Source organism: Metabacillus schmidteae, assembly GCF_903166545.1.
GTDB classification, from domain to species: Bacteria; Bacillota; Bacilli; order Bacillales; family Bacillaceae; genus Metabacillus; species Metabacillus schmidteae.
Map to the genome: position 1 here is coordinate 1 of NZ_CAESCH010000001.1, position 26,687 is coordinate 26,687.

At 39.0% G+C, this 26,687-nt stretch carries 28 protein-coding genes; 4 read left to right on the forward strand and 24 right to left on the reverse strand.

Features of this window, described 5'->3' with window-relative positions:
* Positions 1-104: 104 nt before the first annotated feature.
* The 3 genes from HWV59_RS00005 to HWV59_RS00015 all read right to left on the reverse strand — a co-directional run bounded on the left by HWV59_RS00005 (position 105) and on the right by HWV59_RS00015 (position 2,393).
* Entirely contained in the window at positions 105-1,757 is a 1,653-nt protein-coding gene (locus tag HWV59_RS00005) for a sodium:solute symporter family protein (protein WP_175637774.1), read from the reverse strand.
* Between the two features lie 114 nt (positions 1,758-1,871).
* Positions 1,872-2,174 (reverse strand): DUF4212 domain-containing protein, encoded by a 303-nt coding sequence (locus HWV59_RS00010; RefSeq protein ID WP_175637775.1) that lies wholly within the window; start codon positions 2,172-2,174, stop codon positions 1,872-1,874.
* Between the two features lie 36 nt (positions 2,175-2,210).
* Complete coding sequence (locus HWV59_RS00015) at positions 2,211-2,393, reverse strand: hypothetical protein (protein ID WP_102230373.1); 183 nt, start codon at positions 2,391-2,393, stop codon at positions 2,211-2,213.
* Positions 2,394-2,599: 206 nt separating this feature from the next.
* Between HWV59_RS00015 and HWV59_RS00020 the strand changes: the two genes are divergently transcribed.
* Complete coding sequence (locus HWV59_RS00020) at positions 2,600-3,028, forward strand: VanZ family protein (RefSeq protein WP_175637776.1); 429 nt, start codon at positions 2,600-2,602, stop codon at positions 3,026-3,028.
* Between the two features lie 55 nt (positions 3,029-3,083).
* Here HWV59_RS00020 and HWV59_RS00025 read toward each other — a convergent pair whose 3' ends face one another.
* Positions 3,084-4,028, reverse strand: a complete 945-nt coding sequence (locus HWV59_RS00025) for a M23 family metallopeptidase (RefSeq protein WP_175637777.1) — start codon at positions 4,026-4,028, stop codon at positions 3,084-3,086.
* Between the two features lie 143 nt (positions 4,029-4,171).
* Here HWV59_RS00025 and HWV59_RS00030 point away from each other — a divergent pair, with 143 nt between their 5' ends.
* The gene (locus tag HWV59_RS00030) at positions 4,172-4,540 is read left to right on the forward strand and encodes a VanZ family protein (protein ID WP_102230376.1); all 369 of its coding nucleotides are present in this window, start codon (positions 4,172-4,174) and stop codon (positions 4,538-4,540) included.
* A 137-nt stretch (positions 4,541-4,677) separates the two neighbouring features.
* Here the strand turns inward: HWV59_RS00030 and spoIID are convergent, their stop codons facing one another.
* The 4 genes from spoIID to HWV59_RS00050 all read right to left on the reverse strand — a co-directional run bounded on the left by spoIID (position 4,678) and on the right by HWV59_RS00050 (position 8,502).
* Entirely contained in the window at positions 4,678-5,703 is a 1,026-nt protein-coding gene (gene spoIID, locus HWV59_RS00035; protein WP_102230377.1) for a stage II sporulation protein D, read from the reverse strand.
* 325 nt (positions 5,704-6,028) lie between these two features.
* On the reverse strand, positions 6,029-7,336 hold the full coding sequence (gene murA / locus HWV59_RS00040) for a UDP-N-acetylglucosamine 1-carboxyvinyltransferase (protein WP_175637778.1): 1,308 nt from the start codon (positions 7,334-7,336) through the stop codon (positions 6,029-6,031).
* A gap of 32 nt (positions 7,337-7,368) precedes the next feature.
* Positions 7,369-8,097 carry a YwmB family TATA-box binding protein gene (locus HWV59_RS00045; protein ID WP_175637779.1) on the reverse strand — a complete coding sequence of 243 codons (729 nt, stop codon included), beginning with the start codon at positions 8,095-8,097 and terminating at the stop codon, positions 7,369-7,371.
* A gap of 174 nt (positions 8,098-8,271) precedes the next feature.
* The gene (locus HWV59_RS00050) at positions 8,272-8,502 is read right to left on the reverse strand and encodes a DUF1146 family protein (RefSeq protein ID WP_102230380.1); all 231 of its coding nucleotides are present in this window, start codon (positions 8,500-8,502) and stop codon (positions 8,272-8,274) included.
* 391 nt (positions 8,503-8,893) lie between these two features.
* Here HWV59_RS00050 and HWV59_RS00055 point away from each other — a divergent pair, with 391 nt between their 5' ends.
* A complete protein-coding gene (locus HWV59_RS00055; protein WP_175637780.1) occupies positions 8,894-9,391 on the forward strand; it encodes a hypothetical protein in 498 nt (165 codons plus the stop codon).
* 109 nt (positions 9,392-9,500) lie between these two features.
* Here HWV59_RS00055 and HWV59_RS00060 read toward each other — a convergent pair whose 3' ends face one another.
* The 12 genes from HWV59_RS00060 to upp form a co-directional block, all read right to left on the reverse strand.
* Entirely contained in the window at positions 9,501-9,896 is a 396-nt protein-coding gene (locus tag HWV59_RS00060) for a F0F1 ATP synthase subunit epsilon (RefSeq protein WP_102230382.1), read from the reverse strand.
* Between the two features lie 25 nt (positions 9,897-9,921).
* A complete protein-coding gene (gene atpD, locus HWV59_RS00065; RefSeq protein ID WP_102230383.1) occupies positions 9,922-11,340 on the reverse strand; it encodes a F0F1 ATP synthase subunit beta in 1,419 nt (472 codons plus the stop codon).
* A 183-nt stretch (positions 11,341-11,523) separates the two neighbouring features.
* Complete coding sequence (locus HWV59_RS00070) at positions 11,524-12,381, reverse strand: F0F1 ATP synthase subunit gamma (RefSeq protein WP_102230384.1); 858 nt, start codon at positions 12,379-12,381, stop codon at positions 11,524-11,526.
* A 75-nt stretch (positions 12,382-12,456) separates the two neighbouring features.
* Entirely contained in the window at positions 12,457-13,968 is a 1,512-nt protein-coding gene (gene atpA / locus HWV59_RS00075; protein ID WP_102230385.1) for a F0F1 ATP synthase subunit alpha, read from the reverse strand.
* 15 nt (positions 13,969-13,983) lie between these two features.
* A complete protein-coding gene (locus HWV59_RS00080; protein ID WP_102230386.1) occupies positions 13,984-14,529 on the reverse strand; it encodes a F0F1 ATP synthase subunit delta in 546 nt (181 codons plus the stop codon).
* Positions 14,526-15,047 (reverse strand): F0F1 ATP synthase subunit B, encoded by a 522-nt coding sequence (gene atpF / locus HWV59_RS00085; protein ID WP_102230387.1) that lies wholly within the window; start codon positions 15,045-15,047, stop codon positions 14,526-14,528. The genes HWV59_RS00080 and atpF overlap by 4 nt, the downstream gene beginning before the upstream one ends.
* A 283-nt stretch (positions 15,048-15,330) precedes the next feature.
* Entirely contained in the window at positions 15,331-15,543 is a 213-nt protein-coding gene (atpE, locus tag HWV59_RS00090) for a F0F1 ATP synthase subunit C (protein ID WP_026563110.1), read from the reverse strand.
* A 76-nt stretch (positions 15,544-15,619) separates the two neighbouring features.
* Positions 15,620-16,354: a F0F1 ATP synthase subunit A gene (gene atpB, locus HWV59_RS00095; RefSeq protein WP_102230388.1), complete on the reverse strand. Its 735-nt coding sequence runs from the start codon at positions 16,352-16,354 to the stop codon at positions 15,620-15,622.
* A gap of 21 nt (positions 16,355-16,375) precedes the next feature.
* Positions 16,376-16,744: an ATP synthase subunit I gene (locus HWV59_RS00100; RefSeq protein ID WP_102230389.1), complete on the reverse strand. Its 369-nt coding sequence runs from the start codon at positions 16,742-16,744 to the stop codon at positions 16,376-16,378.
* A 7-nt stretch (positions 16,745-16,751) separates the two neighbouring features.
* A complete protein-coding gene (locus HWV59_RS00105) occupies positions 16,752-16,973 on the reverse strand; it encodes an AtpZ/AtpI family protein (protein WP_175637781.1) in 222 nt (73 codons plus the stop codon).
* A 219-nt stretch (positions 16,974-17,192) separates the two neighbouring features.
* Positions 17,193-19,415, reverse strand: coding sequence for a S8 family serine peptidase (locus tag HWV59_RS26940; RefSeq protein ID WP_328824152.1), 2,223 nt, complete (start codon positions 19,413-19,415; stop codon positions 17,193-17,195).
* Positions 19,416-19,507: 92 nt separating this feature from the next.
* The gene (upp, locus tag HWV59_RS00115) at positions 19,508-20,137 is read right to left on the reverse strand and encodes a uracil phosphoribosyltransferase (protein ID WP_102230391.1); all 630 of its coding nucleotides are present in this window, start codon (positions 20,135-20,137) and stop codon (positions 19,508-19,510) included.
* Between the two features lie 182 nt (positions 20,138-20,319).
* Between upp and HWV59_RS00120 the strand changes: the two genes are divergently transcribed.
* Positions 20,320-22,539 carry an MASE3 domain-containing protein gene (locus tag HWV59_RS00120; RefSeq protein WP_175637782.1) on the forward strand — a complete coding sequence of 740 codons (2,220 nt, stop codon included), beginning with the start codon at positions 20,320-20,322 and terminating at the stop codon, positions 22,537-22,539.
* Positions 22,540-22,579: 40 nt separating this feature from the next.
* On the opposite strand, the gene glyA is transcribed toward HWV59_RS00120, so the two are convergent.
* The 4 genes from glyA to HWV59_RS00140 all read right to left on the reverse strand — a co-directional run bounded on the left by glyA (position 22,580) and on the right by HWV59_RS00140 (position 26,679).
* On the reverse strand, positions 22,580-23,821 hold the full coding sequence (gene glyA / locus HWV59_RS00125) for a serine hydroxymethyltransferase (RefSeq protein ID WP_102230393.1): 1,242 nt from the start codon (positions 23,819-23,821) through the stop codon (positions 22,580-22,582).
* 490 nt (positions 23,822-24,311) lie between these two features.
* Complete coding sequence (locus tag HWV59_RS00130; RefSeq protein ID WP_102230394.1) at positions 24,312-24,884, reverse strand: TIGR01440 family protein; 573 nt, start codon at positions 24,882-24,884, stop codon at positions 24,312-24,314.
* Between the two features lie 15 nt (positions 24,885-24,899).
* The gene (rpiB, locus tag HWV59_RS00135) at positions 24,900-25,346 is read right to left on the reverse strand and encodes a ribose 5-phosphate isomerase B (RefSeq protein WP_102230395.1); all 447 of its coding nucleotides are present in this window, start codon (positions 25,344-25,346) and stop codon (positions 24,900-24,902) included.
* Positions 25,347-25,392: 46 nt separating this feature from the next.
* Positions 25,393-26,679 carry a methyl-accepting chemotaxis protein gene (locus HWV59_RS00140; protein WP_102230396.1) on the reverse strand — a complete coding sequence of 429 codons (1,287 nt, stop codon included), beginning with the start codon at positions 26,677-26,679 and terminating at the stop codon, positions 25,393-25,395.
* Between the last annotated feature and the right edge of the window lie 8 nt (positions 26,680-26,687).

Sequence of the window (26,687 nt, forward strand, 5' to 3'; positions counted from 1 at the left end):
ACGTACAAGGACGGAGAAGTGTGGATGGACAAATAAAGGGACAGGGGGACAGGTACCTTGTCCCGCCCAAAGGAAAGGGACAGGGTACCTGTCCCCCTGTCCCTTTATTTGTCCATCCACACTTCTCCGTCCTTGTACGTCATTTGTTCTGGGTAGCGTAGGTTCAGGACTTCCTCCTGTGTTTCGATTGAAGGAGCTTTTGTAGATAGTGAGACAATGATGTTTGTTAGGATGGCTGCAGCTGCACCGAAGACACCTGCGCCTGTGTCAATAATACCTGCGATTGTGAACCCGCCATATTTAGAGGCAAAGATGTAGATGAGTGTGACAGCTAAGCCGACGATCATTCCAGAGATTACTCCTTGTGTGTTTGAGCGCTTCCACCAAACTCCAATGAGGAGAGCCGGGAAGAATGTACCTGAAGCCAGCGCGAAGGCCCATGCGACGATTTGGGTGATCGCTCCCGGAGGATTTAGTGCAATCAATCCTGCTAATACGGTAGCAATGACGATCGACCAGCGAGCAACGGCTAAACGATTCTTTTCCGATGCATCCGGCTTCAAGACTCGATAGTAAATATCATGTGCAAAGGAAGACGAAATGGCGATCATTAAGCCGCCGGCCGTTGAAAGGGCAGCTGCCATTGCTCCTGCAGCAACGAGACCGATGACAAACATTCCAAGATTGGCGATTTCCGGTGTTGCCATGACGACAATATCATTTGAAATGATTAATTCACTCCATTGTAAAATGCCATCACCGTTTCCATCGGCAATTTGCAGCTTACCTGTGTTCACCCATGATGCTGTCCATGCAGGCAGTTCAGATAGCTTTTGACCAGCTACTTGTGTCATTAGGATAAATCTTGAAAAAGCTGCGTATGCCGGTGCTGATAAATATAAAAGGCCTATAAACAGAATAGCCCACGCACCTGACCATCTAGCCGCTTTCATCGTTGATACTGTGTAAAAACGGACAATAACGTGAGGGAGACCAGCCGTTCCAGCCATTAGCGTAAACATAAGGGCCAGGAACTGCCATTTCGTACCGTTTGTAAATGGTGCAAAATATTCGGAGATTCCGAGCTGACGATCAAGCTCCCCCATTTCCTCAACAATTTTTCCGTAAGAAAGCCATGGAGCAGGATTTCCTGTGATTTGGAGAGACATAAAAATAACCGGTACTAAGTATGCAATGATGAGAATAATGTATTGAGCCACTTGTGTCCAAGTAATCCCCTTCATCCCGCCAAAGGCAGCGTAAAATGCAATTAGTACGACACCTATCATTGTTCCAAGCTTCGCATCAATTTCAAAAAGACGGCCGATAACAACTCCTGAACCTGATAGTTGGCCGATTGAGTACGTAAAGCTAATAATAATCGTACAAACAGCCGCAAGCACACGGGCGGTGTGACTGTTATACCGATCTCCGATAAATTCAGGAACAGTATATCGACCATATTTTCGAAGCTGTGGCGCGAGCAGGAAGGTTAATAGAAGGTATCCACCTGTCCATCCCATAATATAAGCAAGTCCATCATATCCGAGTAACATAATCGTTCCAGCCATCCCAATGAATGAGGCTGCACTCATCCAATCTGCTCCAATGGCCATTCCGTTAAAAATCGGCGGGACACCACGACCAGCTACATAAAAGTCAGATGTTTGCTTCGCTGTATTGTAAACCGCTATACCAATATATAAGGCAAAAGTAAGTAAAATAATTGCGAGTGAAACAAGAAACTGAGCGTCCATGAAATTCCCCCTTTTTAATTGAGCACTTCCTTATGTACTCTTTGCCTAGTGAAAAAATACCTTATCCCCTTTTACATTTTTTTGTTTCCTTACCGCTCAACGTGATTCTTACACTTAATGATCTAAGGTTTTTCCAGCACTAAGCTGTTCATTTTTGGATTCATCAATGCCATATTTTTTATCAATTGAATCACTGACCTTTGCGTTAATAAACAATAAAAGAATAAAGACCACAACAGCCCCCTGTGCCCCCATAAAATAATGAAACGGAAAGCCATTAATAGAAAAGCCGCTAAAAAACTCTGCAAATAAGACAATTCCAAACGATGATAAACCACCGATAAGTAAGTAAATCACAATGTTTCTTGTTCGTTCTTTAAAATAGTCATCTGCTACTTTTTTATCAATTTTTTTCATAAAGCACCTCCGGATTAAATATGATCACTCGGAACCTTAAGATAAACTAAAAATGAATTTTACAGTATCTAAAAATGGTGCAGGAACTAATGCAATTTGGACAACGAAGTAGATAAGTAGTGTCACAACTGGGATAAGTAAGAACTGAGGCTTTTTCACTCTTAAGCATAAGATCAGACTAAAAAGAGTTAAAGCAAGCATCAAGATTAATGTCATCATATTTGACTCTCCTCCTTCATATGATTGTAAGCGTTATCATTTTATGTTATACTGAATACACCTCCCGACAGCTTTAACATGTCTTATTATGTATGGAAAGTCAGTAGTTGGTCAATAAAAAAATTGAAAATTAAGGAAATTTTCCTTCGACAACTTTTTTGTAGACTGTCGTCTTTTTCTATAAAATTTGGTATCTTTAACCTATTATGAAGATAAAAAAATCATTACTCTATATATGTTTTCTTAGCTATTTATCATTGCTTTTATATTTATTATTTTTCTCAGCGTACCGACAGTCTGTTGAGGGAGAGATTGCGAATAACCTTATTCCATTCAAAACGATAGAAGCTTATTTTCTAAGCTTTGATGGGTTTACACTCACTGACCCCTTTATCGGAAATATTTTGGCGTTTCTTCCGCTAGGAGTTTTTCTGCCTTGGTTGTTTAGGAGGATGGATTCTTTTCGGAGAGTTGTTTTAGGGTCCTTTATCTTGTCATTGTCTGTTGAAGTATTACAGCTGCTATTTCGGGTAGGAGCATTTGATGTGGATGATTTGCTATTAAATACGTTAGGTGGAGGATTTGGGTTCTGTTTGTTTTGGGTAGTAAAAAAATCGAGGTTGATCTCTGAGTAATTTGAGTTCAACCTCGTATCGTTGGAGGGACAAGGAACCTGTCCCTCTGTCCCAATTATGAATTTAAAGTTGTGTTTGAAGCTTCTGGTTGAGTGCTGTCTTCTTTACCTTCAGTTGCGCCTTTTTCTGCATCTTTGTCAGCGTCTTTGTCTGATTCTGGAGCTTTTTCTGATTTGTCAGCGTCTTCTTTTGGAGTTTCAGTGTCTTTTGCTGGAGCTTCTTCAGCTGGTGTTTCTTCTTTAGCTGGTGTTTCAGTTTCACCTTCACCTGCTGGAGCTTCCTCACTTACTTCTTCCTCTGTTACTTCTTCTTCAGCTGATTCTTCAATGGATGTTACCGGCTTGCCCATGAAGCTTTCAGGATTTACTGCTGTACCTGCTTGGCGAATTTCAAAGTGAACATGGTTGCCATCTTCTTCATTGTAAAGATTTTCACCAGATTTACCGATTACTTCGTTTTGCTCTACTTTGTCACCAGCTTGTACACTAGCTTCTGCTAATGATTGATAAACTGTTACTACATCGTTTTCGTGCTCGATTTCCACAACAAATCCTAAGATTGGATCTTTTTCAGCTTTTGTTACAGTACCACTAAGTGATGCTACAACATCGAATTGCTTTTGATCTTCTCTTGCGATGTCGATTCCTTTGTTCATTCTATACGTATTGTTATAGAATACAAGTGCTGCTTCCTGCTCTTCTGTTGTTGCGTTTGGATCATAAAACTTTTTCACAACTGATACTACCTCTGGATCTACTGCAGGCATATTGAAGTTTTCTTTAGTTGCATTAACTTCAACTGCTTCTTGCTCATCTAATGCGATTTCATCTTGATTATTTTGCAGATCCTCTGCTACATTGTTGCTAATGTTTTGATACCATAATACTGCTGTAAGGATAACTGCTGCAGCCATTAGGTAAATTGCCGGAAATACCCAACGTTTTCTAAAAAATTGTTGAACTTTTGATTGAGAAGTACGTTTCTTTTCTTCCTCTCTCATTCTATCATCACCTCAGAAATCAGTCTGAACAGATTATCTGAATTATATACACATTCCCCAAAAAAATTTTTTAAAATTAGTTTGCGCAATGTTTATAATAATATGTATGGATTTTAAAAAAATTTTTTAGGAGTATTTTTTAGATGAAAAAAATTGTATTTACGTTATTACCTTTTTTTTATATGGCCTTTATTTGGACATTATCAAGTTTTCCTGCAGATGCAATTGTCGATACACAGCTTTCCTTTGATGCTTTATTAAAGGAATCATTACACCTGATCGAATTCGCGATTCTTTATTGGCTCATTGCCTTTGCTTTTATGGCACATGGAAAGTGGACCGAAAAAGCGAGTATGTTTGCGGCCATCATTGCTATTTTTTATGGACTTACTGATGAAATTCATCAATCATTTGTACCCGCCCGCTCAGCAACTATCATTGATTTTATTAAAGATACGATCGGTGTGGCGGTTTCTTATTGGATTGCGAAACGGAAATTCTTTTCGAATTAATTTAAACAGCGAGCTTAGCGATGTATCGGTGAAAAACAAGAAATATCAGCGGATTTGCCGATTAATCATCGAAATCAAAATATATCGGCGAGTTTACTTAATATTAGCCAAATGCAAAAAGGAGCCCGAGGGCTCCTTTATTGTTTTGCTGTATATTTAGATAAGAAAGGTTCTGCTTCAGATACTTTTGTTCCTTTATAATAATGAGAAACAATTTCTTCATATGTTTTGCCACCCTCAGCCATAAAGTTGGCACCGTATTGGCTCATTCCAACGCCATGACCGAAGCCTTTTGTTTCAATGACAACAGAGTCACCTTTAATTTCCCATGTGAAATCACTTGAATTTAGCCCAAGCTCTTCTCTAATTTTTCTTCCAGTGAATTCTTTTCCATCTATTTCAACCTTTGCTACACGTTTCCCTGGTGTTAGCCCGGTTATTTTTCCAATTGTGCCGCTTGATGTGTCGAGGTTTACACCTAATTTACTTTCAAACTCTTTAATCGTTATCACTTTCTTCTCATAAAATTTAGGTGATTTTTCATCCCATGAGCTTTCTACACTTTTTAAATAAGGAATTTCTTCTGTCCAATAAGCTTCAGAATTTTCTGTATAGCCATTACTTGTCGAGAAAAACGATGCATCAATAGGCTGGTCCTGATATGTAAGAATTTTTCCTTGTGTAGCAGCAACTGCTTCTGTAATTTTTTGCAGCTTTGATTCATATTGGTCTCCCCAAGCTGCTTTAAGCTCTTCGCGATTTTTATATACTTGATGGTCTTGAGTATCTTGCACCACAGACCCTTCAGGTGCGCCTAATGTTTGATTACTCATTAACCGTTTCGTTATATACGTTCTAGCAGCTAAAGCTTGAGCCTTTAATGCCTCAAGTTCAAATTCTGCAGGCATTTCAGATGCAACAACTCCGATTACATATTCCTCTAATGGCACTTCCTCTATTTGCTTTGCTTGGCTGCGATATACAGGCACGTCTAAAGGTGATTCCGCCAATACGGGAGCATCTTCACTTTTAGCGACAGTCAAATCTTGCCCCAATTTTCCTTTTGATTGCTCCATAAAAGGTGTAACGAGTAGTGTGGGAATGAGGAGTATGATGATAAATAATCCTCCAAATGCGAAGAGAATTGGTTTAACTGGTCTCATGTTCGGCCTCCAATTTTTTTAGGTTGAGTAGTATGTCTATAGTTCATCTTATGGCCGTGGACAAGCAATTATGACTGAAAAAAATGTGGACAGGGGAATATTTGACGGGGGGGTGGACAAGGGGTGTGGGGTGAAATAAAAATTAGAGATTATATATCTGTATGGTTGCATCATTTTAACCCCACGTTGAACCATTCCCATCTTTCAAATTATAATTTCCTCTACTATGTATAAACTCCGCCAATTATAGGTATTCTAGTAAAGTCGTTAAAAAATAAAAGAAGCAGATGCCAATGATGACTTCTGCTCCTTTTATAAAGGCATATTAATCTGATACGGCAGCTTGCTGTTGATCAGATGTAATTGTTGTAATATCTTCTTTTACGCGTTCGATGTCTGCGCCGATGCTTGCAAGTTTATCGTGGAATCCAACATAGCCACGGTCTAAATGCTTGAGTTCAGTAACACGAGTGTGGCCTTCTGCACATAATCCAGCCAGGATGAGTGCTGCGCCTGCACGTAAGTCTGTTGCTGCTACTTCAGCACCTTGTAACTTGACTGGTCCGTTGATGATAACAGAACGTCCTTCGATTTTAATATCTCCATTCATGCGACGGAATTCTTCTACATGCATGAAGCGATTTTCAAATACTGTTTCTGTAATCATGCTTGTTCCGTTTGCACATAATAGCAGTGCCATCATTTGTGATTGCATATCTGTTGGAAATCCTGGGTGTGGCATTGTTTTGATGTCGACAGATTTTAATTTTTCTGGTCCGATGACACGTAAACCATCTTTTTCTTCAATGATTTGTACGCCCATTTCTTCCATTTTTGCAACTAATGATGTTAAGTGCTCAGGAACTGCTCCTCTTACAAGAACATTTCCACCAGTTATCGCTGCAGCTACCATAAATGTACCTGCTTCAATGCGGTCCGGGATGATTGTGTGGTGTGCACCTGTTAGCTTTTCCACACCTTCAATACGGATTGTTCCTGTACCTGCTCCACGGATTTTTCCACCCATGGCATTGATGTAATTAGCTAAGTCAACGATTTCCGGCTCTTTTGCTACATTTTCAAGAACAGTTGTTCCTTCAGCAAGAGCTGCTGCCATAATAATGTTTTCTGTTGCGCCAACACTTGGGAAGTCTAAATATACTTTAGCTCCCTTAAGTCTTCCATTTACCTCTGCTTCAATAAAGCCGTTACCAACTTTAATTGAAGCTCCCATTGCTTCAAAGCCTTTTAAATGTTGGTCAATTGGACGTGATCCAATTGCACAGCCACCTGGTAATGCAACACGTGCATGACCATTACGAGCCAATAATGCTCCCATAACTAAGACAGATGCGCGCATTTTTCTTACATATTCGAATGGTGCTTCTGTTTTTAGCTCTTTTGATGCATCTACAATCACTTGATTATTTTCAAAATGTACATCCGCGCCTAAATGGCGAAGAACTTCATTAATTGTATACACATCGGAGAGCGTAGGTACATCACTGATTATACTTTTTTCTTCACTAGCTAATAAAGATGCAGCGATAACTGGTAGAACGGCATTTTTTGCTCCTTCAACTTTTACAGAGCCGTTTAACCTACGACCGCCGCGGACGATGATTTTTTCCAAATTATTCCCCTCCGCGTCCCAATTTCTCTATATTAATATTCAGACGTAATGATTGGTGTTCCTATAACGACCGTAGTTTTAGCGCCCATTCCGTCAGATCTTAATGCAATTTGAATGTTCATACTATCTTCTTTTGTTGGAATAAAATCTTCCCAAAGTGAGGTCTTAGCTGATACCGAAAGAAAATCTTGTTCCGTAAGTTCTTCAATCGGTTTCGCACTGAATTCTGTAAGTAGTTCATCCATTGTTAAATTCAAAACTTCTTCCATCTTATCACCTACTATACCTTCGATACAAGCATATATTGTAGGATTTTCATGGAAAATGTCGAACGATCTTTGTGCGAAGAATTCATCCACTTCATTCCAATTGCGATTAGTACCTGTTCCTATGACCTCATAAATTATATACGATTGCTCCTGGTCATTTGTGAGGGTGGCGAGAAACTGTAGTTTTTCCGTTATATTTTTTTCTGTATTTTCATATACACCGATCGCTTTAAACACATCGTCTTCTTGTTCAAACGTCCAAGTATATTGACGATATTGTTTAGTCATTTGTTTCAGTTCTTTGATAGATTTATTTTCGACAAACTTTTTTGAATACAAAGACCATTTGGATATCTCCAGATCTTTATTCTCCATTTTTTCTGCTATAGTTGATAATTTCGATTGATTCTCAGCTGCTCCTATATGATTGGCTACCAAACTGAAGATAATTGATAACGTTAAAACCATAATTCCTATCCCTTTATTTTTCATGTACGGTCACTTCCTCTCCTTAGTAACATTGTTACCGGATTATCAGTGTCCATACGTGGAAAAACTCGTCAATATTAGACATTGTGGAATTTATTTTTCGTTTTTCAATTATTCACGTTCATCACCCGCATATGTACCTACATTCCCTATTCTAGTAAGAGAAAAACCACTTATTTAGAATAGTGATGGAAGTTGCTGTGACCATAATAAATAATCAAGGAAAAAATTACTTACCATAGATCCAATGGCGATGGTTAACAATATTAGAAGTACTCTTGCTTGAATCACTTTGCCCGCTTTTATCCATTTATCAATATTTAGTGCTTGCAAGGCCCACCACGTTACAATGATGAAGGCAAGGTGCACAATCATACTGATTAAGGCCAGTTGTCCATAATCGGGCATACTTCACCCCTCCACTTATCCTCAGAGCTTCCGAGAATAACGCAATTTAAAAGACACACAGCAATTTCAATCTTACCTGATTTAATCCAAAAAACAACCTCATATTTTCCTATTTAGTCATGTAAATATTTCCGTGTCGCAAGCCTCGTAATTCTTCGGTATATACCCTTGACTATTATATAAGGAAATTCTTGTAACATGATTGATTTTTGTTTTTTACAAAAATTTAATGAATAGTGTCTTTGTTTTTACAAATCACACATATTATCTATTTTACTACGTGTTGAGACCCACTATATTCCTCATTTATGAAATAATTGTTACAAATTTTAAATAGTGAAATGTATGATATACTTCTTTAGGAAATTGCATAAAAAAAAGGGGGATTTAGATGCAACTTAATTTTGATCAACATGATGATGCAACATTGGAATATGCAAAGCAACTACCTTCTTTTGATAATATTTACGCTGCTCAGGCGTTTTATTACGAATTTCGACAAGAATATATACACCTTTTAATGGAAATTGCGAGTGAATACCAAGTCATACTTGATTATTCAAAGGAAAGTCTTAACTCACTAGAAACGTTATATTTTTCATTATTCAAGAATAATAGTTTCTTTGATTTACAGGTGACGATCGAAGAATTTGAGACAAGCATGAGCATATATGTTTGTGATGTATTAATAAAACATCATTCTGACACGTCAGAGTGGCTTGTAGAGTCTTATGCTTATAGTGATGATAAATATGTAATGGGGATTCGATACGGCCGATATCACCTATATTTCCAGAACTTATTTGAGCAGTTCTATTTAATGAATAAAGATGGAAGCAAACATGAATTATTAAGACGTTATGAGCGAATGGAAAAACGCTGTAAGTAAAAAGTGTTTTCATACTTTGTTAAAACAGCTTATAAATCATGAACTAAATCAACTATTATAAAAAATATATAAATAAAAAGGATGGTGATTAAACACCATCCTTTTTTTGTTATCTCGTTACATCTAAACGGTTGATTGCACGTTTTAGTGCTAATTCAGCTCGTTTGAAATCGATATCTTCTGTTTTTTGATTAAGACGCTCTTCAGCACGTTTTTTCGCTGCTTGTGCACGGGCTACATCAATCGAGTCGGCTGTTTCAGCTGCTTGAGCTAAAATTGTTACCTTATCAGGTCGGACTTCGACAAAACCGCCAGTCACTGCAACTAATTCAGTGCTGCTCCCTTTCTTTAGGCGAACTGCTCCAATTTGTAGTGGAGCAACCATTGGAATATGTCCTGGTAAAATACCAAGTTCACCACTTTGAGCTACTACGCTCACCATCTCTACGTCTGCATCGTAAACTGGGCCATCGGGAGTAACGACATTGACTAATACTGTCTTCATACTCATACCCTCCTAGGTCCCGAAATTAGGCTTCTACACCCATTTGTTTTGCACTTTCAATTACTTCTTCAATACGTCCAACTAAACGGAACGCATCTTCTGGAAGGTGGTCATACTTACCTTCAAGAATCTCTTTGAATCCACGAACTGTTTCTTTAACAGGAACATAAGAACCAGGCTGGCCAGTAAACTGTTCAGCAACGTGGAAGTTTTGAGATAAGAAGAATTGAACACGACGAGCACGTGCAACTGTTAATTTATCTTCTTCAGAAAGCTCATCCATACCTAAGATTGCAATGATATCTTGAAGCTCTTTATAGCGTTGTAATGTTTGTTGTACTTGACGAGCTACAGCGTAGTGCTCATCTCCAACGATTTCAGGTGACAATGCACGTGAAGTTGAAGCAAGTGGATCCACCGCAGGGTAGATACCCATCTCAGATAATTTACGCTCTAAGTTTGTTGTTGCATCTAAGTGAGCGAAAGTTGTTGCAGGAGCCGGATCCGTATAGTCATCGGCTGGAACGTAAATCGCTTGAATAGATGTAACAGAACCTACGTTAGTAGATGTGATACGCTCTTGTAATTGACCCATTTCAGTAGCAAGAGTTGGTTGGTAACCAACGGCAGATGGCATACGTCCAAGAAGGGCAGAAACCTCTGAACCTGCTTGTGTGAAACGGAAGATGTTATCCATGAAGAAAAGAACGTCTTGTCCTTGATCATCACGGAAATATTCAGCCATTGTAAGACCAGTTAAGGCAACACGCATACGTGCACCTGGCGGCTCATTCATTTGACCGAATACCATTGCTGTTTTCTTAATAACGCCTGAGTCAGTCATCTCGTGGTAAAGGTCATTTCCTTCACGAGTACGCTCACCAACACCGGCGAATACAGAGATACCGCCGTGCTCTTGTGCGATATTATTGATTAATTCCTGGATTAATACAGTTTTACCTACACCGGCACCACCGAATAGACCGATTTTACCACCCTTGATATAAGGAGCAAGTAAGTCTACTACTTTAATTCCAGTTTCAAGAATTTCAACCTCTGTTGAAAGCTGATCAAATTTAGGTGCTGATCTATGAATAGGATCACGACGAGCATCTGCTGCAATCGGTTGATCTAAGTCAATGTTTTGACCTAATACGTTAAATACACGACCTAATGTTACATCACCAACAGGAACAGAAATTGGTGCACCTGTATCTGTAACTTCTACTCCACGAACAAGTCCATCCGTTGTAGACATCGCAACTGTACGAACTGTATCATCACCTAAATGTAAGGCAACTTCTAAAGTAAGATCGATCGCGACTTCATTTTCATTCGCTTCTGTTTTAATTGTAAGGGCATTATAAATGTCAGGAAGTTGACCGCTCTCGAACTTTACGTCAACAACCGGACCCAAAATTTGAGTAATGCGTCCTTTATTCATCGTTTTCCCTCCTAACTATGAAATGCGGAAGCGCCTCGTTCAGGCCCGACAAGCATAAGACGATCATGAATAGAAGGCGCACTTTGCCTTCAATTCATGATTGGCTTATGACCTCGAGGGCCTAGGCGCTGTAGCTAGACACCGAAACCAGTTACGATGTCAATTTATTAAATAGTATTTTTCCTATTCTAATGCTGCCGCTCCACCAACGATCTCTGTGATTTCCTGTGTGATCGCTGCTTGGCGTGCACGGTTGTATGTTAAAGTAAGTCCATTGATAAGTTCTTTTGCATTATCAGTAGCATTTTTCATGGCTGTCATACGAGCTGCATGCTCAGAAGCTTTACTATCAAGTAGCGCTCCGTAGATGAGACTTTCAGCATATTGTGGTAACAGCACTTCAAGGATTTCTTCCTGATTTGGTTCAAACTCATAAGACGTTAAGCCTTTGTTTGATGAAATATCAGAAAGCGGAAGAAGTTTTTTCTCCGTTACATCCTGTTGAATTGCACTAACAAAGTGGTTGTAATACATGTACAATTCGTCATATGAACCATCTGCAAACATGTTGACTGCCCCGCTGGCAATATCCTTAATGCTTGCAAAAGATGTTTCATCGCCGATGCCAGTAATTTCAGAAATGACGTTCATACCACGCTTTTTAAAGAAATCACGGCCCATTTTACCGATTGCAATGATCACAAATTCATCGTTAGACTTGTGACGCTGTTGAATTGATTGGTATACAGCACGAAGGACACTACTGTTGAATGCACCTGCTAATCCACGATCTGAAGTGATAACTAAGTATCCAGTTCGCTTTACAGGGCGTTTTTCCAGCATTGGGTGACTTACGTCTGTACTGCCGTTCGCGATGCTTGCAACAACTTCCTGGATTTTTTCCATATAAGGTCCAAATGCCTTTGCATTGTTCTCAGCACGGTTTAGCTTTGCAGCTGAAACCATCTCCATCGCTTTCGTAATCTGACTCGTCTTCTTAGTAGAAGTGATTCTTGATTTTATGTCGCGTAATGATGCCAAAGGTTCTCACCACCTTTTTTTAAAAATCAACTAAAAAGGGTAGACCTCAAAACGTGTGAGGTCATACCTTATCTATTATTGTTCAGAAGGAGCAAAAGTCTTTTTGAATCCTTCGATCGCTGCTTTTAATGCTTCATCTTTCGGAAGTCCGCCAGTTGTACGGATTTCTTCTAAGACATCTTTATGATTTTGTTCTGTATATGCATGGAACTCATCTTCAAAACGATTGATATCTTCTACAGGGATATCATCTAAGAATCCACGAGTTAGTGCATATAGAATCATAACTTGCTTTTCAACTTTTAATGGCTTGTTTAAACCTTGTTTAAGTACTTCAACAGTACGCGCACCACGATTTAGTTTTGCTTGTGTTGCTTTATCAAGGTCAGAACCGAATTGAGCAAATGCTTCAAGCTCACGGTATGAAGCAAGGTCAAGACGCAGTGTACCGGCAACCTTTTTCATTGCTTTAATTTGCGCTGAACCACCAACACGAGATACAGATAAACCTGCGTTAATCGCTGGACGTACACCAGAGAAGAAGAGGTCAGACTGAAGGAAGATTTGTCCGTCAGTGATTGAGATAACGTTTGTCGGGATATAAGCCGAAACGTCACCTGCTTGTGTCTCGATGAATGGTAATGCAGTAAGTGAACCTGCACCTTTTGCATCACTTAATTTTGCAGCACGCTCGAGTAAACGAGAATGCAGGTAGAAAACGTCACCAGGATATGCTTCACGGCCTGGAGGACGACGAAGTAATAATGAAAGCTCACGGTATGCCGAAGCTTGCTTTGTAAGGTCATCATATACAACAAGAACGTGTTTGCCGTTGTACATAAATTCCTCACCCATTGTTACCCCTGCATATGGAGCTAGGAATAACATTGGAGCAGGTTGTGATGCAGAAGCTGTTACAACGATTGTGTAATCTAATGCACCATGTTTACGTAATGTTTCAACAACACCACGAACTGTTGATTCTTTTTGACCGATAGCAACGTAGATACAAACCATATCTTGATCTTTTTGGTTCAAGATTGTATCAATTGCTACAGATGTTTTACCTGTTTGACGGTCACCGATAATTAATTCACGTTGACCACGTCCGATTGGTACAAGTGCGTCAATCGCTTTAATACCAGTTTGAAGTGGTTCATGAACTGATTTACGATCCATAACACCAGGTGCCGGAGCTTCAATTGGACGAGTTTTTGTTGTTTCAATAGGACCTAAGCCATCAACAGGTTGTCCTAATGAGTTAACTACACGACCGATTAATGCTTCACCTACAGGAACCTCCATGATACGTCCTGTACGACGAACTTCGTCACCTTCACGGATATCTGTGAAAGGTCCTAAAATAATAATACCAACGTTATTTTCCTCAAGGTTCTGAGCCATACCCATAACGCCGTTTGCGAATTCTACAAGCTCACCAGCCATGACATTGTCGAGGCCATGAGCACGAGCGATACCATCCCCAACTTGGATAACAGTACCAACATCGCTTACTTTTATATCAGACTGATAGTTTTCAATTTGCTTTTTTATAAGCGCACTAATTTCTTCAGCTTTGATGCTCATGAGTTTCACCCCTATCTACGATCTGTTTGCGACCAATTGTCGCTCTATACGTTCAAGCTTACCACTAATACTACCATCATAAATGCGATTACCAATACGTAGCTTTACGCCTCCGATTAGCTTAGAGTCTACAACGTTATTCAGGCGAAGAGACGTCTTGCCGATCTTTTTCGCGAAAGAAGTGGAAATGGCAGATAATTCACTATCTGTAAGCGGGCGGACAGAATAAACAATCGCATCCTCTGTTCCACGGGCTTCATTTGCACTTTGTACAAAGTAATCGACAATTTCAGATACTACGTCGATACGATGACGGTCAATTAAGAGATACAATGTATTCACAACCTGCTGTGACAGGCCGGAGAATGCTTCCTTTACAATTGACTTCTTCGCTTCATTTGTAACTTTTGGATGGTTAAATACATTTATAAGTTCTTGATTCGTTGTAAATACTTCTTTTACAACGAGCAATTCGTTTTCGATTTGATCGATTACATTTTGTTCCTTTGCAAGTTGAAAAAGAGCTACTGCATAACGTTTCGCAACGATTCCTTTGCTCATCGACCTTCGCCTACCTCATTGATGTAGTCATTGATCAATTTCTCTTGCTCTTGTTCATTCAACTCTTTTTCGATTACTTTAGATGCAATTAATACGGATAATGATGCAACCTGCTCGCGTAATGCTGCCACAGCCTGCTCTTTTTCCTGCTCGATTTCTTTAAGTGCTGAATCTTTTAAACGACCAGCTTCAGAACGAGCTGCTTGGATAATATCTTCTTTCTGCTGCTCACCAAGCTTTTTCGCATTTTCCACAAGAGCTTGAGCTTCCAGGCGTGCTTGTTTTAATAACTCACGCTGTTCTTCTACTAGCTTTTGTGCTTCTTTATTTCTTTCTTCAGAACTGTTAATTTCATTCGCAATATGGTCTTCACGTTGCTTCATCATGTTCATAACTGGTCCAAATGCATACTTACCTAGCAATGCAAGAAGAATTAAGAACATAATAAGCTGGAATACGATATCACCTGTATTAAGGCCGCCCGTAGTCGCACCTACTGCAAGATCAAAAGTTAACATAGCTCGGTTTCACTCCCTTCAAGAGTTCCATGATGGGTAAGTAGTTCACGGCTTCCGATGAACGTCGTATTTCTGCGTCAGCTCCTTCGTCAGCATCCTCACGTACGGACGTACGCTGCGGTGCTTCCTCAGTCGCTTCCTTGATCTACTCGTTCCTCGAAACCCTCTTATTTTGTACATAGTTTTACAGAAAACTAATTAATGACTAATATTTGCGCATAAAGCAATGGCGAAGGTTCGCTTTGAATGATCTTCGCCATATGAAAACATGTTTATTATCGAATTATGATCCCATTACGATGAATGCGATAACTACCGCGATGATTGGAATCGCCTCAACTAATGCTACCCCGATGAACATTGTAGTTTGTAATTTACCTTGCGCTTCAGGTTGACGCGCAATACCCTCTACTGTACGAGATACGATAAGACCGTTACCAATACCAGCACCTAGTGCCGCTAAACCAATTGCAATTGCAGCTGCTAATAAACCCATGTTAAATTTCCTCCTTTAAATGTATGAAAAATAGTATTCCTTTTGTTTTAGTTCAAGTGAACTGAACATATATTGATTAATGGTCATGGCTCACTTTGTGTGCCATATACACCATCGTTAACATAGTGAAGATAAATGCCTGGATTGCACCAACAAAGATACTAAATCCTTGCCATGCCAACATTGGAATTGCTGCGATAATAGAACCGAGAATTCCGCTTCCAATACTTTCAGCATAACCGCTTGTTCCTAGACTAACAAGCAAGCCTAGAAGAATTTCACCTGCAAAAATGTTCCCGTAAAGACGAAGACCAAGCGTTAATGTGTTCGCAAATTCCTCAATAATCTTAAGTGGGAACATAAATGGCATCGGTCTTAAAAAGTCCTTACCATATTCAGATGCACCCTTCATCTTAATTCCGTAGTAGTGTGTTAACGCTACTACTAAAATAGCAAGTGTTAATGTAATGGCAGGATCTGCAGTTGGAGATTTCCACCATAAATCATGACCTACAACGATGGCGAAAGGTAACCCCAGCATGTTTGATACAAACACATACATTAAGAGTGTAATCCCCAGCGTTAAAAAACGTCCGCCTGTTTGCCAATCCATTGTGCTGCCGATAATGTTTTTAACAAAATCAACAACCCATTCAATGAAATTCTGCATACCTGTCGGCTTCATCGCTAATTTGCGTGTTGCAGCAAATGCGATGATAAAAACGATTAAACTAGCAATCGTAATCATTAGTACATTTGATAAATTAAAAGTAAGACCTAAAAATTCCCTCACAGGAGCTCCGTGACCCAATAGATTCACCTCTCTTCCCAGCTAAGCGCGTGAATGTTGAATAACATAATCTATCATAATAACGACATACATCGTCATTAATCCAATAATGACACTAATTAAATCTAAATAATCAGGAAACTTCAGTGCGAAAAATACAGCTACCCCGGCGGCTGCCATTCTAGACGTCGTTCCTAATGAACCTGCTTTCCGCCCTTCATCTAATGCGCGTCCAAACTGCTTGTGCTTTCTGACCATAATCCACAGATTGTAAAGTGTTATGCATGTCCCAAGAAGCAATCCCAGAAATACTGACTGATACTCTGTAAAGCCCCACCCTAAAACGTATAAGGCAAGCAGATAAAATATGTACTTTCTATATCTTTGAAACATCAGTTGCATATCAGACATGAAATAGTTAATCTCCTGAGAAATAGTGGTGGACTAATTTCAGCATGGCGTAAACTCCAGCAGCTAGTCCTAGCAGAAGGCCTAAGATCAAAAACAGAGGCTCTGTTTTTACGTAACTGTCAATCCATTTCCCAGCAAAAACACCTATTAAAATAGAGCCAACTAATTGGGAAAGGATAGCTGACATGAGGCCCATCGCATGAAGTGGATGGCGTTTTTTTTGTCGCATTTTATAAATCCTTTATCTTGATTTATGAACGGATTTAGGGGGTGAAACATGGGATTTTTATGATTTTGTAAACCTTATCATCATACCCTCGTATAGCATACAATAGCGTATAAATGATGTCAATCTGTTTAAAGTTAAAATGTTCACAATCCACTCAAATCCTCACAATTCGTTCACATTTAAACGCTTACTCACTCTTGACTTATTATATAAACTTAATTATTCACCAAGTAAAATATCTGATTCCAAATAATTTTCTTGTCCACCTTTCTTTGCAAATATAATCGCTTTGTAATCTCCCAGAGGTACCTTTATATCTTCTGCTTTTATTTCTCCGCCAATTAATCCCCGCGGCGCTTTCTGAAACCAATCCAGGAAGCCAACAAATCGTAATGAATCCCGTTCATACAAAGCAATTCCAGCTTCATCTGCCCCACCTGGTAAATACATTTGATAAGCGAAAACATTAGGTTTGTCACCGTAAGTAAATTCAAAGCCCATAATTCTAGGATAGTTCGGCTCGTCTATAACATAGGCATAAGGAATTTCATGTGTATGCTCATTCTGATGGATTGTGAGCCATCCTTCATATATCCCTTGTTTCATTTGATTCGGTGTAATATCAACACCAACTTCAACCTGCTTCTTTTCTCCCGGCTTAATCGTAACCTTTTCAGGCAGCACCCATCTGATGCCGGGTTTATTTTTAGGTGTTTGAAATATAACTGTTTTTTCTACCTTAGATTGGTTATCTATAATAACCTTTTCTGTTTTTTTCGTTCTAGGATGGTTTGTATCAAATTGACCGAATGAAAGAGCACCGGGATAGATGAGCACCTCGGCTTCAATCGCTTGTTTGACATTTATTCTTCCGGCCCCTTGTTGATTTGGGGCTAATTTTCCACCTTTATTATCTAGTAATGTTGTCGCTGTGTTCATGAGAGACGCTTTTATTTGTGCCGGTGTCCAATCCGGATGGGCTTGTTTAATAAGTGCGCAGGCTCCTGCGACATGTGGTGCAGCCATGCTTGTTCCATGTAATGATAAATAACCATCGGGCACTGTGCTATCAATTGCTACTCCCGGTGCAACAACATCCGGTTTTATCGCCCATGTCGTTGTGACAGGTCCTCTTGAACTGAAATCTGCCAGCTTATCTTCCTCTTTTTTATAGATTGTTCTAATTGAAGGATTTTGTTTAATTCGTTTTTTTATAGCCAAACCATCTTCCTTCGAAATGGAGGCAGCTGCAAAATCTAACGGAATTTCGAGTGAACCTGCAAAGTTTCCTTTCATATTATTAAAAATGAGAGCAGCCTTTGCACCATGCTTTTTTGCGTTTAACACTTTTTCTGTAAAAGGAATTTTCCCTCTTTCAATAAGAGCTATTTTCCCTTTTATCGATTCATTGAAGTCTTCTTCACGACCTAAGCCAACATACTCGATTTCATCTAAAGATTTTAATTCCCATGGTTTTGCCCCCTGCAATGAGTGAATGGGAATCTCTTTTTTTAACCCGGCTACAGATAAATAAGGCAGATAAATAGGTGGTGAAGATGCTCCTACTGTTATTGCCATGGAAGATGTTCCCGGAGATCCAACTGTCCAAAATTCAGGACCTGAATTCCCACTTGAGGTGACAGCCACAATCCCCGCTTCAACTGCCCGGTTAAGTGCCAGGCTTGTTGGCCAATCCGGTCCGTTCACATTATTTCCTAATGACAAATTAATAATATCGACTTTATCTTTTATCGCACGATCAATGGCTGCGATTACTTGATCTGAGGTGCCCATTCCACCTGGACCTAATGCCCGGTAGACATAAATTTCAGCTTCCGGTGCCATACCTCTGAGCTTTCCGTTTGCCGCGATAATTCCAGCCACATGTGTACCATGAATCGTTCCCTGTCCTCTTGCATTTGAAGTCTCCATGGGATCTTCATCTCCATCAATCACATCGTAGCCCCCGGCATAATTGCGGTGTAGATCAGGATGTTCATAATCAATGCCTGTGTCAATAACAGCAACCTTGACCCCTTCACCTGTTAAACGGTGATCACCAGAGTCAAACAAGCCGCGCACCTCTTCACCTCCTATAAACGGAACACTTTCATTTATTTGCGAGGCATAGGATACGATCGGGCTCGAATGGATCACAGCTTGATTTTCTTTTATCTTGTTTAGCTCTTTAACAGGACCTTCTATTGAAAAACCGTGAAACACATGGTGATAGGTTTGATAAATGTCGACATATGGATTGTTAGCTACTAATTCATTTATCCTTTCAAACTCTTCTTCTTTTACAATGACCATAATTTTTTGGATTTCATCCTTATCCACTTCCGGAAGTGGTGGCCGGTTCGGAAACGTGATACCTTGTACAGGTTGACATAATAAGAAACTAACGAAAAGGAGAATGCACATTCTAAATTTCATTCCCATCTTGTTCCACCTCCATTTTTAGTTTGTTCCTTCTTACCCATAAACATGCAAAAAGAGGATTGCCCACATATAGGAGCAATCCTCTTTCCACATTATTTTGTTCCGTACAATCTGTCACCAGCGTCACCTAAGCCAGGGACGATATAGCCGTGATCATTTAGTTTTTCATCAAGTGCCGCGATGTAAATATCAACATCAGGATGTGCTTCCTTTACCACTTCAACACCTTCTGGAGCGGCAATTAAACACATGAATTTAATGTTTTTTGCTCCGCGCTTTTTCAAGCTATTAATAGCTTCAACAGCTGATCCGCCTGTTGCTAACATTGGATCTACTACGATTAATTCACGTTCCTCTATATCAGAAGGAAGCTTTACGTAGTATTCAACAGGTTGTAATGTTTCCGGATCACGATATAGCCCAACATGTCCAACTTTAGCAGCCGGGATTAATTTCAAAATTCCGTCTACCATTCCAAGTCCTGCACGAAGAATCGGGATGATTCCTAGTTTCTTTCCTGAAAGAACTTTTGATTTCGCTGTTGTAACAGGTGTTTCGACGTTCACCTCTGTTAACGGTAAATCCCTTGTAATTTCAAATGCCATTAAACTTGCAACTTCATCAACAAGCTCACGAAATTCCTTTGTTCCCGTTTTGGCATCACGAATATATGTAAGTTTATGCTGAATTAATGGATGATCAAACACGTATACTTTCCCCATCAAATCATCTCCTTTTCTTTGACACTTCAATAGATTTTACAGAAAAACACACACAGTTTCAAGTTCATTCAATTTATTTCTACAATTACGTAAAAACATTATCTAATCAAAAGGATATCAGGTGACTCTTGTCGAAATTTTCCTACTATTAAATGATTAATTCACGAAGAAGGGCGACTTCTATGACAACACTTCAGAAAAATAGAAAAGCATACATCATCTCCATTATCTGTACTTTCGTACCTACCTTACTGCTATTGCTTTTTCAAGATCAGTTTGATGCTGTTTATAACCCTGATAATCATTTAGCACTACACACGACTCTAGAGATGTACAGTGTTTTCATTTGCTTTATTATTTTTATTTTTGGTTGGAAAGCATTTGGTCATAATCCACCAACAGTCCTCCTATTTATCCCTTTTATTTTTCTGGCGGTTGGATACCTGGACTTTATGCACACATTGACGTATAAGGGCATGCCTCCATTATTTATAGAAGGATCTATCAAGTTGACAAGTTGGTTCTGGATAGCTGCAAGATTTATAGAATCCTTAAGTTTAATGATCATATTATTTTGTGACCAAAAAATGATTATTAGGGTTAAGCGAATTTCGGTTTTAATTGTTACCATACTATTTATCATCTTTATAACTTATATCGTTTATACATTCAGTCCAAGTGCTCCCTTTTTAGTTATTGAAGGAAAGGGCCCAACGCCTTTTAAAATGTTCTTAGAATATTGTTTTTGTGGACTGCATTTTGTTTCACTGGTTTTATTAATCATAAAATTAGCTAAGCAGAAGAATAACTTTTATATTTATCTAATTTTTGCATTTATTCTCTTAATAATAGGCGGTATTCAATTTACTCTTTTTAAAAGTATCCATGATCTAGTAAACATTATCGGACATATATATAAGTCTATTGGTTACACCTTTATTTTCATGTCCTTCTTTTATACTAACCTACATTTAACATTTATTCACAAGGAAAAAGCTGAAAAAAGCTTAGCGGCTACAAAAGGAATACTAGATTCATTCTTTACACACTCACCTAACAGTATCGCCCTTTGTGATAAAAACGGAAAAATTGTAAAGGTAAATGCAGGCTTTGAAAGGCTAACAAATTTTACAAGCAAGGAAGCGGTTGGTAAGCCTTTTGAAAGTAGTTTACCTAGTAATCAAGAAGAAGTTCGATTATTAATAGAAGGTGTATTAGCTGATAAACATTATATTGATTATAGCTTAGAAACAAATGATCCTGAGCCCCTCAGGCTACTCATGACCATTTACCCTATATATAATGATGACCATATTCGCTTTGCGGTTATTTCAAGAGACGTTACTCAAGAAAAACTGGCGAAAGAAAGGATAGAAAGAATCCAAGAAGAAGTAAATGAAACACTCCAAAAACACCAAGGGGTTATTATAAAATACAAAAAGGTTGACGATTATTTTGTCATAACTTTATGTAATGGTGAACTGCTAAAGGATATGGGGTTAGCAGATTATGATGTTGTAGGGATAAAATTAAAAGAAAATACCTTTGGAAAAGATGGTGAGATTTTTTATAAAAATTTGCAGCAAGCCTGTAAGGGAATTAGCAGGACGTTTGAATATAAAAGAAACGGCGGTACATACGCTGTTACGCTAAAGCCCATTATAAAAGATCATCTGGTTACCGAAGTGATCGGCTCATGTATCGATATTACCAAACTGAAGAAAACAGAGGAGTTACTGAGGAAATCAGAAAAACTTGCCGTAGTTGGAGAACTGGCTGCAGGTATTGCGCATGAAATTAGAAATCCATTAACAACCTTAAAAGGATTTACTCAAATGTTAGGCATGGACGCTTCTGAACGAGAGAAACCATTCGTAGAGCTTATGCTTTCTGAACTAAATCGAATTGAGCTCATTACAAATGATTTTATGATTCTCGCAAAGCCACAAGCCATTAAGTACCAACAACATGATCTAAAGAAAATTGTGGAGCATGTGTTAACAATTATTGAACCTCAAGCAACTTTAAATAATGTGGAAATAGAAAGCTGTTTTACAAGTCAACAAGTTATTATCATATGTGATGAAAATCAGTTAAAACAGGTTTTTATTAATATAGTAAAAAATGCATTGGAGTCTATGCCCTATGCAGGGAAGCTTAAAGTAGTAATGGAACTGACTTCTGACAATTGTGTCTGCATCAAAATTACAGACACCGGCTGTGGTATTCCTGCACATGTCATCGACCGTCTAGGTGAACCGTTTTATACATTAAAGGAAAAAGGAACTGGGTTAGGGTTAATGGTAAGCTTCCGCATTATCGAGGCTCATCGGGGATCTATAGCGTTTACAAGTAAGGAGAATGCAGGAACAACTGCGGAAATTATACTACCTCTGAAATAGAAAAAAGGCCGGCTTCCATTTTGGAATCGGCCTTTGTTTATTATAAATTACGATATAAAGGGAATTTGCTTGTTAAATTCTCAACACGTTGCTTCGCTTCAGCTAGTTTTGCTTCGTCTTCATGGTTTTTAAGAGCGAAGGCGATAATGCTGCCGATTTCGTCCATTTCTTCTGATCCGAAGCCGCGGCTTGTTACAGCTGCTGTTCCGATACGGATACCACTTGTCACAAATGGGCTTTCTGTTTCAAATGGGATGGTGTTTTTATTTACTGTAATACCGATCTCATCTAATACGTGCTCAGCTACTTTACCAGTTAACTGAAGGGAACGAACATCTACTAATAGCAAGTGATTGTCAGTTCCACCAGAAACAAGTGTTAAACCTTCAGACTGAAGTTTTTCTGCTAAACGCTTAGCATTATCAATGATGTTTTGCGCATATGTTTTAAAGCTATCTTGAAGAGTTTCACCAAATGCTACAGCTTTAGCTGCAATTACGTGCATAAGTGGTCCACCTTGAATACCAGGGAAGATAGACTTGTCAATTTTCTTACCGAATTCTTCTTTACAAAGAATCATACCACCACGTGGTCCACGCAGTGTTTTGTGTGTTGTTGTTGTCACGAAGTCAGCATAAGGAACCGGGTTTTCGTGAAGACCTGCTGCAACCAGACCTGCGATATGCGCCATATCAACCATGAAGTAAGCTCCTACTTCATCAGCGATTTCGCGGAATTTCTTAAAGTCAATTGCTCTTGGGTATGCACTTGCACCTGCAACAATTAACTTCGGCTTGTGTGTTAATGCTTTTTCACGAACATCTTCATAATTAATGCGGTGAGTTTCTTCGTCTACACCGTATTCTACGAAGTTGTATTGCACACCACTGAAGTTTACCGGGCTACCGTGTGTTAAGTGACCGCCATGAGATAAATTCATTCCAAGAACTGTATCGCCATGCTCAAGGATTGTGAAATAAACTCCCATGTTTGCTTGTGCACCTGAGTGAGGCTGAACGTTTACATACTCTGCGCCGAAAATTTCTTTCGCACGATCTCTTGCAATGTCTTCAACAACATCCACATGCTCACATCCACCATAGTAACGACGGCCAGGATATCCTTCTGCATATTTGTTTGTTAAAACAGAGCCTTGAGCTTCCATAACTGCTTCACTAACAAAGTTTTCTGAAGCAATAAGCTCAATTTTTGATTCCTGACGAGTACGTTCTAATTGAATGGCTTCAAATACTTTTGCATCTTGTTCTGGTAAATGTTTCATTCGTTCGTATCTCCCTTCATATTTAACACAATTTATCTTCGTTTTATTCCATCTATATTTTACACGCTAGATAGGCAGAATGTAAAAGATTTTCTGAAATAATTATCATTTTTTTAACATTATGTGTCGTTAACCTGTTAAAAACCGAATGATAGACTTATTTTTCATGTTCAATATTCGTATTGGTATGTTGTTCCTTTTTAAATATATACCACCTATTGTCGTTACTTTTTCTTACAAAGTCAACTGTAAAGATAGAATATTTTGAGATTTTCGGTCCAAAATTAATATGCCAACTTTAGGAGTTCTTATTCAAACTACTTATATGGGGATTTATTTGCGATTTTGCGGATATATTTGCGATTTTCAAGTTTTATTTGTGATTATGGATTTTTATTTGCTATTCTCAGGATTTATTTGCGATTTTCCATTTTTCGTCAAAATTCGCTATTCTCTTTCTTCAAAAAAAAAGCCAACCTACGTTGACTTTTTACCGACATGATTGATTTTCTTCTTTTTGTTCATATACAGCTCTTGCCCCGCCGATTAATTTCGGACGGGTCTTTGCCATGGTCACATGGGCGGAGCCGATTTGTTTTACTCTACTTCTTAACGGGACAGCCACGTGTTTTAAGTGCATACCAATAAACGTATCACCAATGTCAATGCCCGCATCTGCTTGAATAAACTCCACGACAGTCGGGTTGGGCATATGCTGATAGGCATAGGTAGCCATGGCTCCTCCTGCTTTTCGAACCGGAATAACCGAGACCTCTTCAAACCCCTTTGTTTTTGCTGTTTTTCTTTCGAGGACAAGGGCCCTGTTTAGGTGCTCGCAGCATTGAAAAGCAAGCTGCACTCCTGTTTGGTGACTAAATTGATTCAAGGTGCGAAAAATCATTTCTGCTACTTCTTCTGTTCCGGCTGTACCAATCTTTTCACCAATTACCTCGCTTGTACTACAGCCAATTACGAGAATGTCCCCTTCTTGAAGATCACTTTGAGACGTAAGATCTGTTAAAAGACAGGAAAGATCCTGCATCCAGTCTTGAAGTTTTGTCATGATTTTAACTTCCTTTTAGTTTTGTTCTTTTTCATATTCTGAAATTTTTCCGATACGTGTTGCGTGACGCCCACCTTGAAATTCTGTTGTTAACCAAATTTTCGCAATGTCTCTTGCTAGTCCCGGGCCGATGACACGTTCACCCATCGCTAAAATATTTGTATCGTTGTGCTCACGTGTTGCTTGTGCACTAAATGTATCATGTGCAAGGGCACAGCGAATACCTTTTACTTTGTTGGCAGCTATACTCATTCCGATGCCTGTACCACAAATTAAAATTCCTCTATCAACTTCGCCATTTACTACTTTTTTTGCAACAGGCAGCGCATAGTCGGGGTAATCTACTGATGTTTCACATTCACAGCCCATATCTTCGTACTCAATATTTAGCTCTTCTAATAAATTGATAATTTCTTTTCTTATGTTTATTCCACCGTGGTCTGATGCGATTGCTACTTTCATAATGTCCTCCTAAAGGTTCAAAATCTTGTTACCTTTATTTTAGCGCTTAAATGACAAATCGATCAATTGTTTTCCTTAATTCTTCTGAACTTTCAGCTAGCTTCTTCCCTAATTGATTCATGCTTTGAATATGTTCTGATTGTTCGGTGATCGCTGAAGCAACTTCATGGGCGCCTGCAGATGTTTGTTCCGCGATTGCTGCTACTTCTTCTGATTGCGCACCTGTTTTTTGAAGAGAGTTCATTTGCTGTTGAATAAGCTCACTAATTTGTTTCACTGCTTCAGCAACGTTAAGAATAGATTGACTCGATTGATCAAGTAATTCAGCAGATACTTGTCCGTTTTTGGCTTGATTTTTTGCTGTTTCAACTTGTTCGGCTATTTGAGTCACTACATTTTGGACCTCTTGTTGAATATTGCTAATAAGTCCCGTGATACCTTGGACAGCTTTTGCACTCTCATCAGCAAGCTTACGGACTTCATCTGCAACAACAGCAAAGCCCTTACCGTGTTCCCCTGCGCGAGCCGCTTCAATAGAAGCATTCAATGCAAGCAGATTTGTCTGGTTGGCAATATCTCCGACTAGAGAAACGATGCTTGAAACCTCATTTGCATGCTGCTCCAAGCGGCGGACAGCCGTCATGGACTTTTCATTTTCATTTGCTAATGTTTGAATTCCCTCGATCAGAGCTTCATAAACTTCTTTACTATCGTGTAAAGATGTTACCATTTCTTTTGACAATTGTTCAGATGATGCTGCTTTTCCTTCAACCTGTGAGGCAAATTCAATGATGTCTTCCACCGACGTCGCAGTTTCTTGAATCGCTACTGCGGACTGATCTGCTCCACGTGAAATTTCTTGAACAGTGGTTAGAATGTCATTTGCCTGCTTTGATGCACTGCCTGATGCATTAGCAATCTGACTAACTTGATCATTTGTTGCTTGAAAATTATCCTCAATACTGTGTACCATATCTCGCATATTATGAAGCATTTCATTAAATGCAATACTTAATCCTCTAATTTCATCATCACTTTTTGTTACAGGAACATCTTCCTCAATATGTCCTTTTGCCGCCTTATATGCTGCAATCTCTAGCCTTTTTAAAGCCTTCGTAATAAAACTCGAACCAAAATACGCTAAAACACCTGACCAAAAGATCCCCATTAACAGCGTGATTAGCGTAAAGATTGCCGGTGATACGATATGGTCCACATATTTTACGATAAAAGATATAAAAACGGCACTTGTTGAATAGGTAATCAACGCAAGCGTTGTGACTAATACAACAAGCTTCATGCGCAAACTAAACTTGTACTTTTTCTCTTCCATGACGGTTT

Bases quoted from the DNA above. Each gene is read 5' to 3' on its own strand.
- rpiB (WP_102230395.1), bottom strand. From the start codon at position 25,346: ATGAAAGTAGCAATCGCATCAGACCACGGTGGAATAAACATAAGAAAA.
- HWV59_RS00020 (WP_175637776.1), top strand. From the start codon at position 2,600: ATGAAGATAAAAAAATCATTACTCTATATATGTTTTCTTAGCTATTTA.
- HWV59_RS00010 (WP_175637775.1), bottom strand. From the start codon at position 2,174: ATGAAAAAAATTGATAAAAAAGTAGCAGATGACTATTTTAAAGAACGA.
- upp (WP_102230391.1), bottom strand. From the start codon at position 20,137: ATGGGGAAAGTATACGTGTTTGATCATCCATTAATTCAGCATAAACTT.
- atpF (WP_102230387.1), bottom strand. From the start codon at position 15,047: ATGTTAACTTTTGATCTTGCAGTAGGTGCGACTACGGGCGGCCTTAAT.
- HWV59_RS00005 (WP_175637774.1), bottom strand. From the start codon at position 1,757: ATGGACGCTCAGTTTCTTGTTTCACTCGCAATTATTTTACTTACTTTT.
- HWV59_RS00055 (WP_175637780.1), top strand. From the start codon at position 8,894: ATGCAACTTAATTTTGATCAACATGATGATGCAACATTGGAATATGCA.
- spoIID (WP_102230377.1), bottom strand. From the start codon at position 5,703: ATGAGACCAGTTAAACCAATTCTCTTCGCATTTGGAGGATTATTTATC.
- HWV59_RS00120 (WP_175637782.1), top strand. From the start codon at position 20,320: ATGACAACACTTCAGAAAAATAGAAAAGCATACATCATCTCCATTATC.
- HWV59_RS00105 (WP_175637781.1), bottom strand. From the start codon at position 16,973: ATGCGACAAAAAAAACGCCATCCACTTCATGCGATGGGCCTCATGTCA.
- glyA (WP_102230393.1), bottom strand. From the start codon at position 23,821: ATGAAACATTTACCAGAACAAGATGCAAAAGTATTTGAAGCCATTCAA.
- HWV59_RS00015 (WP_102230373.1), bottom strand. From the start codon at position 2,393: ATGATGACATTAATCTTGATGCTTGCTTTAACTCTTTTTAGTCTGATC.
- atpE (WP_026563110.1), bottom strand. From the start codon at position 15,543: ATGGGTTTATTAGCAGCTGCAATTGCAATTGGTTTAGCGGCACTAGGT.
- HWV59_RS00045 (WP_175637779.1), bottom strand. From the start codon at position 8,097: ATGAAAAATAAAGGGATAGGAATTATGGTTTTAACGTTATCAATTATC.
- HWV59_RS26940 (WP_328824152.1), bottom strand. From the start codon at position 19,415: ATGGGAATGAAATTTAGAATGTGCATTCTCCTTTTCGTTAGTTTCTTA.
- HWV59_RS00030 (WP_102230376.1), top strand. From the start codon at position 4,172: ATGAAAAAAATTGTATTTACGTTATTACCTTTTTTTTATATGGCCTTT.
- atpD (WP_102230383.1), bottom strand. From the start codon at position 11,340: ATGAATAAAGGACGCATTACTCAAATTTTGGGTCCGGTTGTTGACGTA.
- HWV59_RS00060 (WP_102230382.1), bottom strand. From the start codon at position 9,896: ATGAAGACAGTATTAGTCAATGTCGTTACTCCCGATGGCCCAGTTTAC.
- HWV59_RS00050 (WP_102230380.1), bottom strand. From the start codon at position 8,502: ATGCCCGATTATGGACAACTGGCCTTAATCAGTATGATTGTGCACCTT.
- HWV59_RS00080 (WP_102230386.1), bottom strand. From the start codon at position 14,529: ATGAGCAAAGGAATCGTTGCGAAACGTTATGCAGTAGCTCTTTTTCAA.
- atpA (WP_102230385.1), bottom strand. From the start codon at position 13,968: ATGAGCATCAAAGCTGAAGAAATTAGTGCGCTTATAAAAAAGCAAATT.
- HWV59_RS00130 (WP_102230394.1), bottom strand. From the start codon at position 24,884: ATGACAAAACTTCAAGACTGGATGCAGGATCTTTCCTGTCTTTTAACA.
- HWV59_RS00100 (WP_102230389.1), bottom strand. From the start codon at position 16,744: ATGTCTGATATGCAACTGATGTTTCAAAGATATAGAAAGTACATATTT.
- HWV59_RS00140 (WP_102230396.1), bottom strand. From the start codon at position 26,679: ATGGAAGAGAAAAAGTACAAGTTTAGTTTGCGCATGAAGCTTGTTGTA.
- HWV59_RS00025 (WP_175637777.1), bottom strand. From the start codon at position 4,028: ATGAGAGAGGAAGAAAAGAAACGTACTTCTCAATCAAAAGTTCAACAA.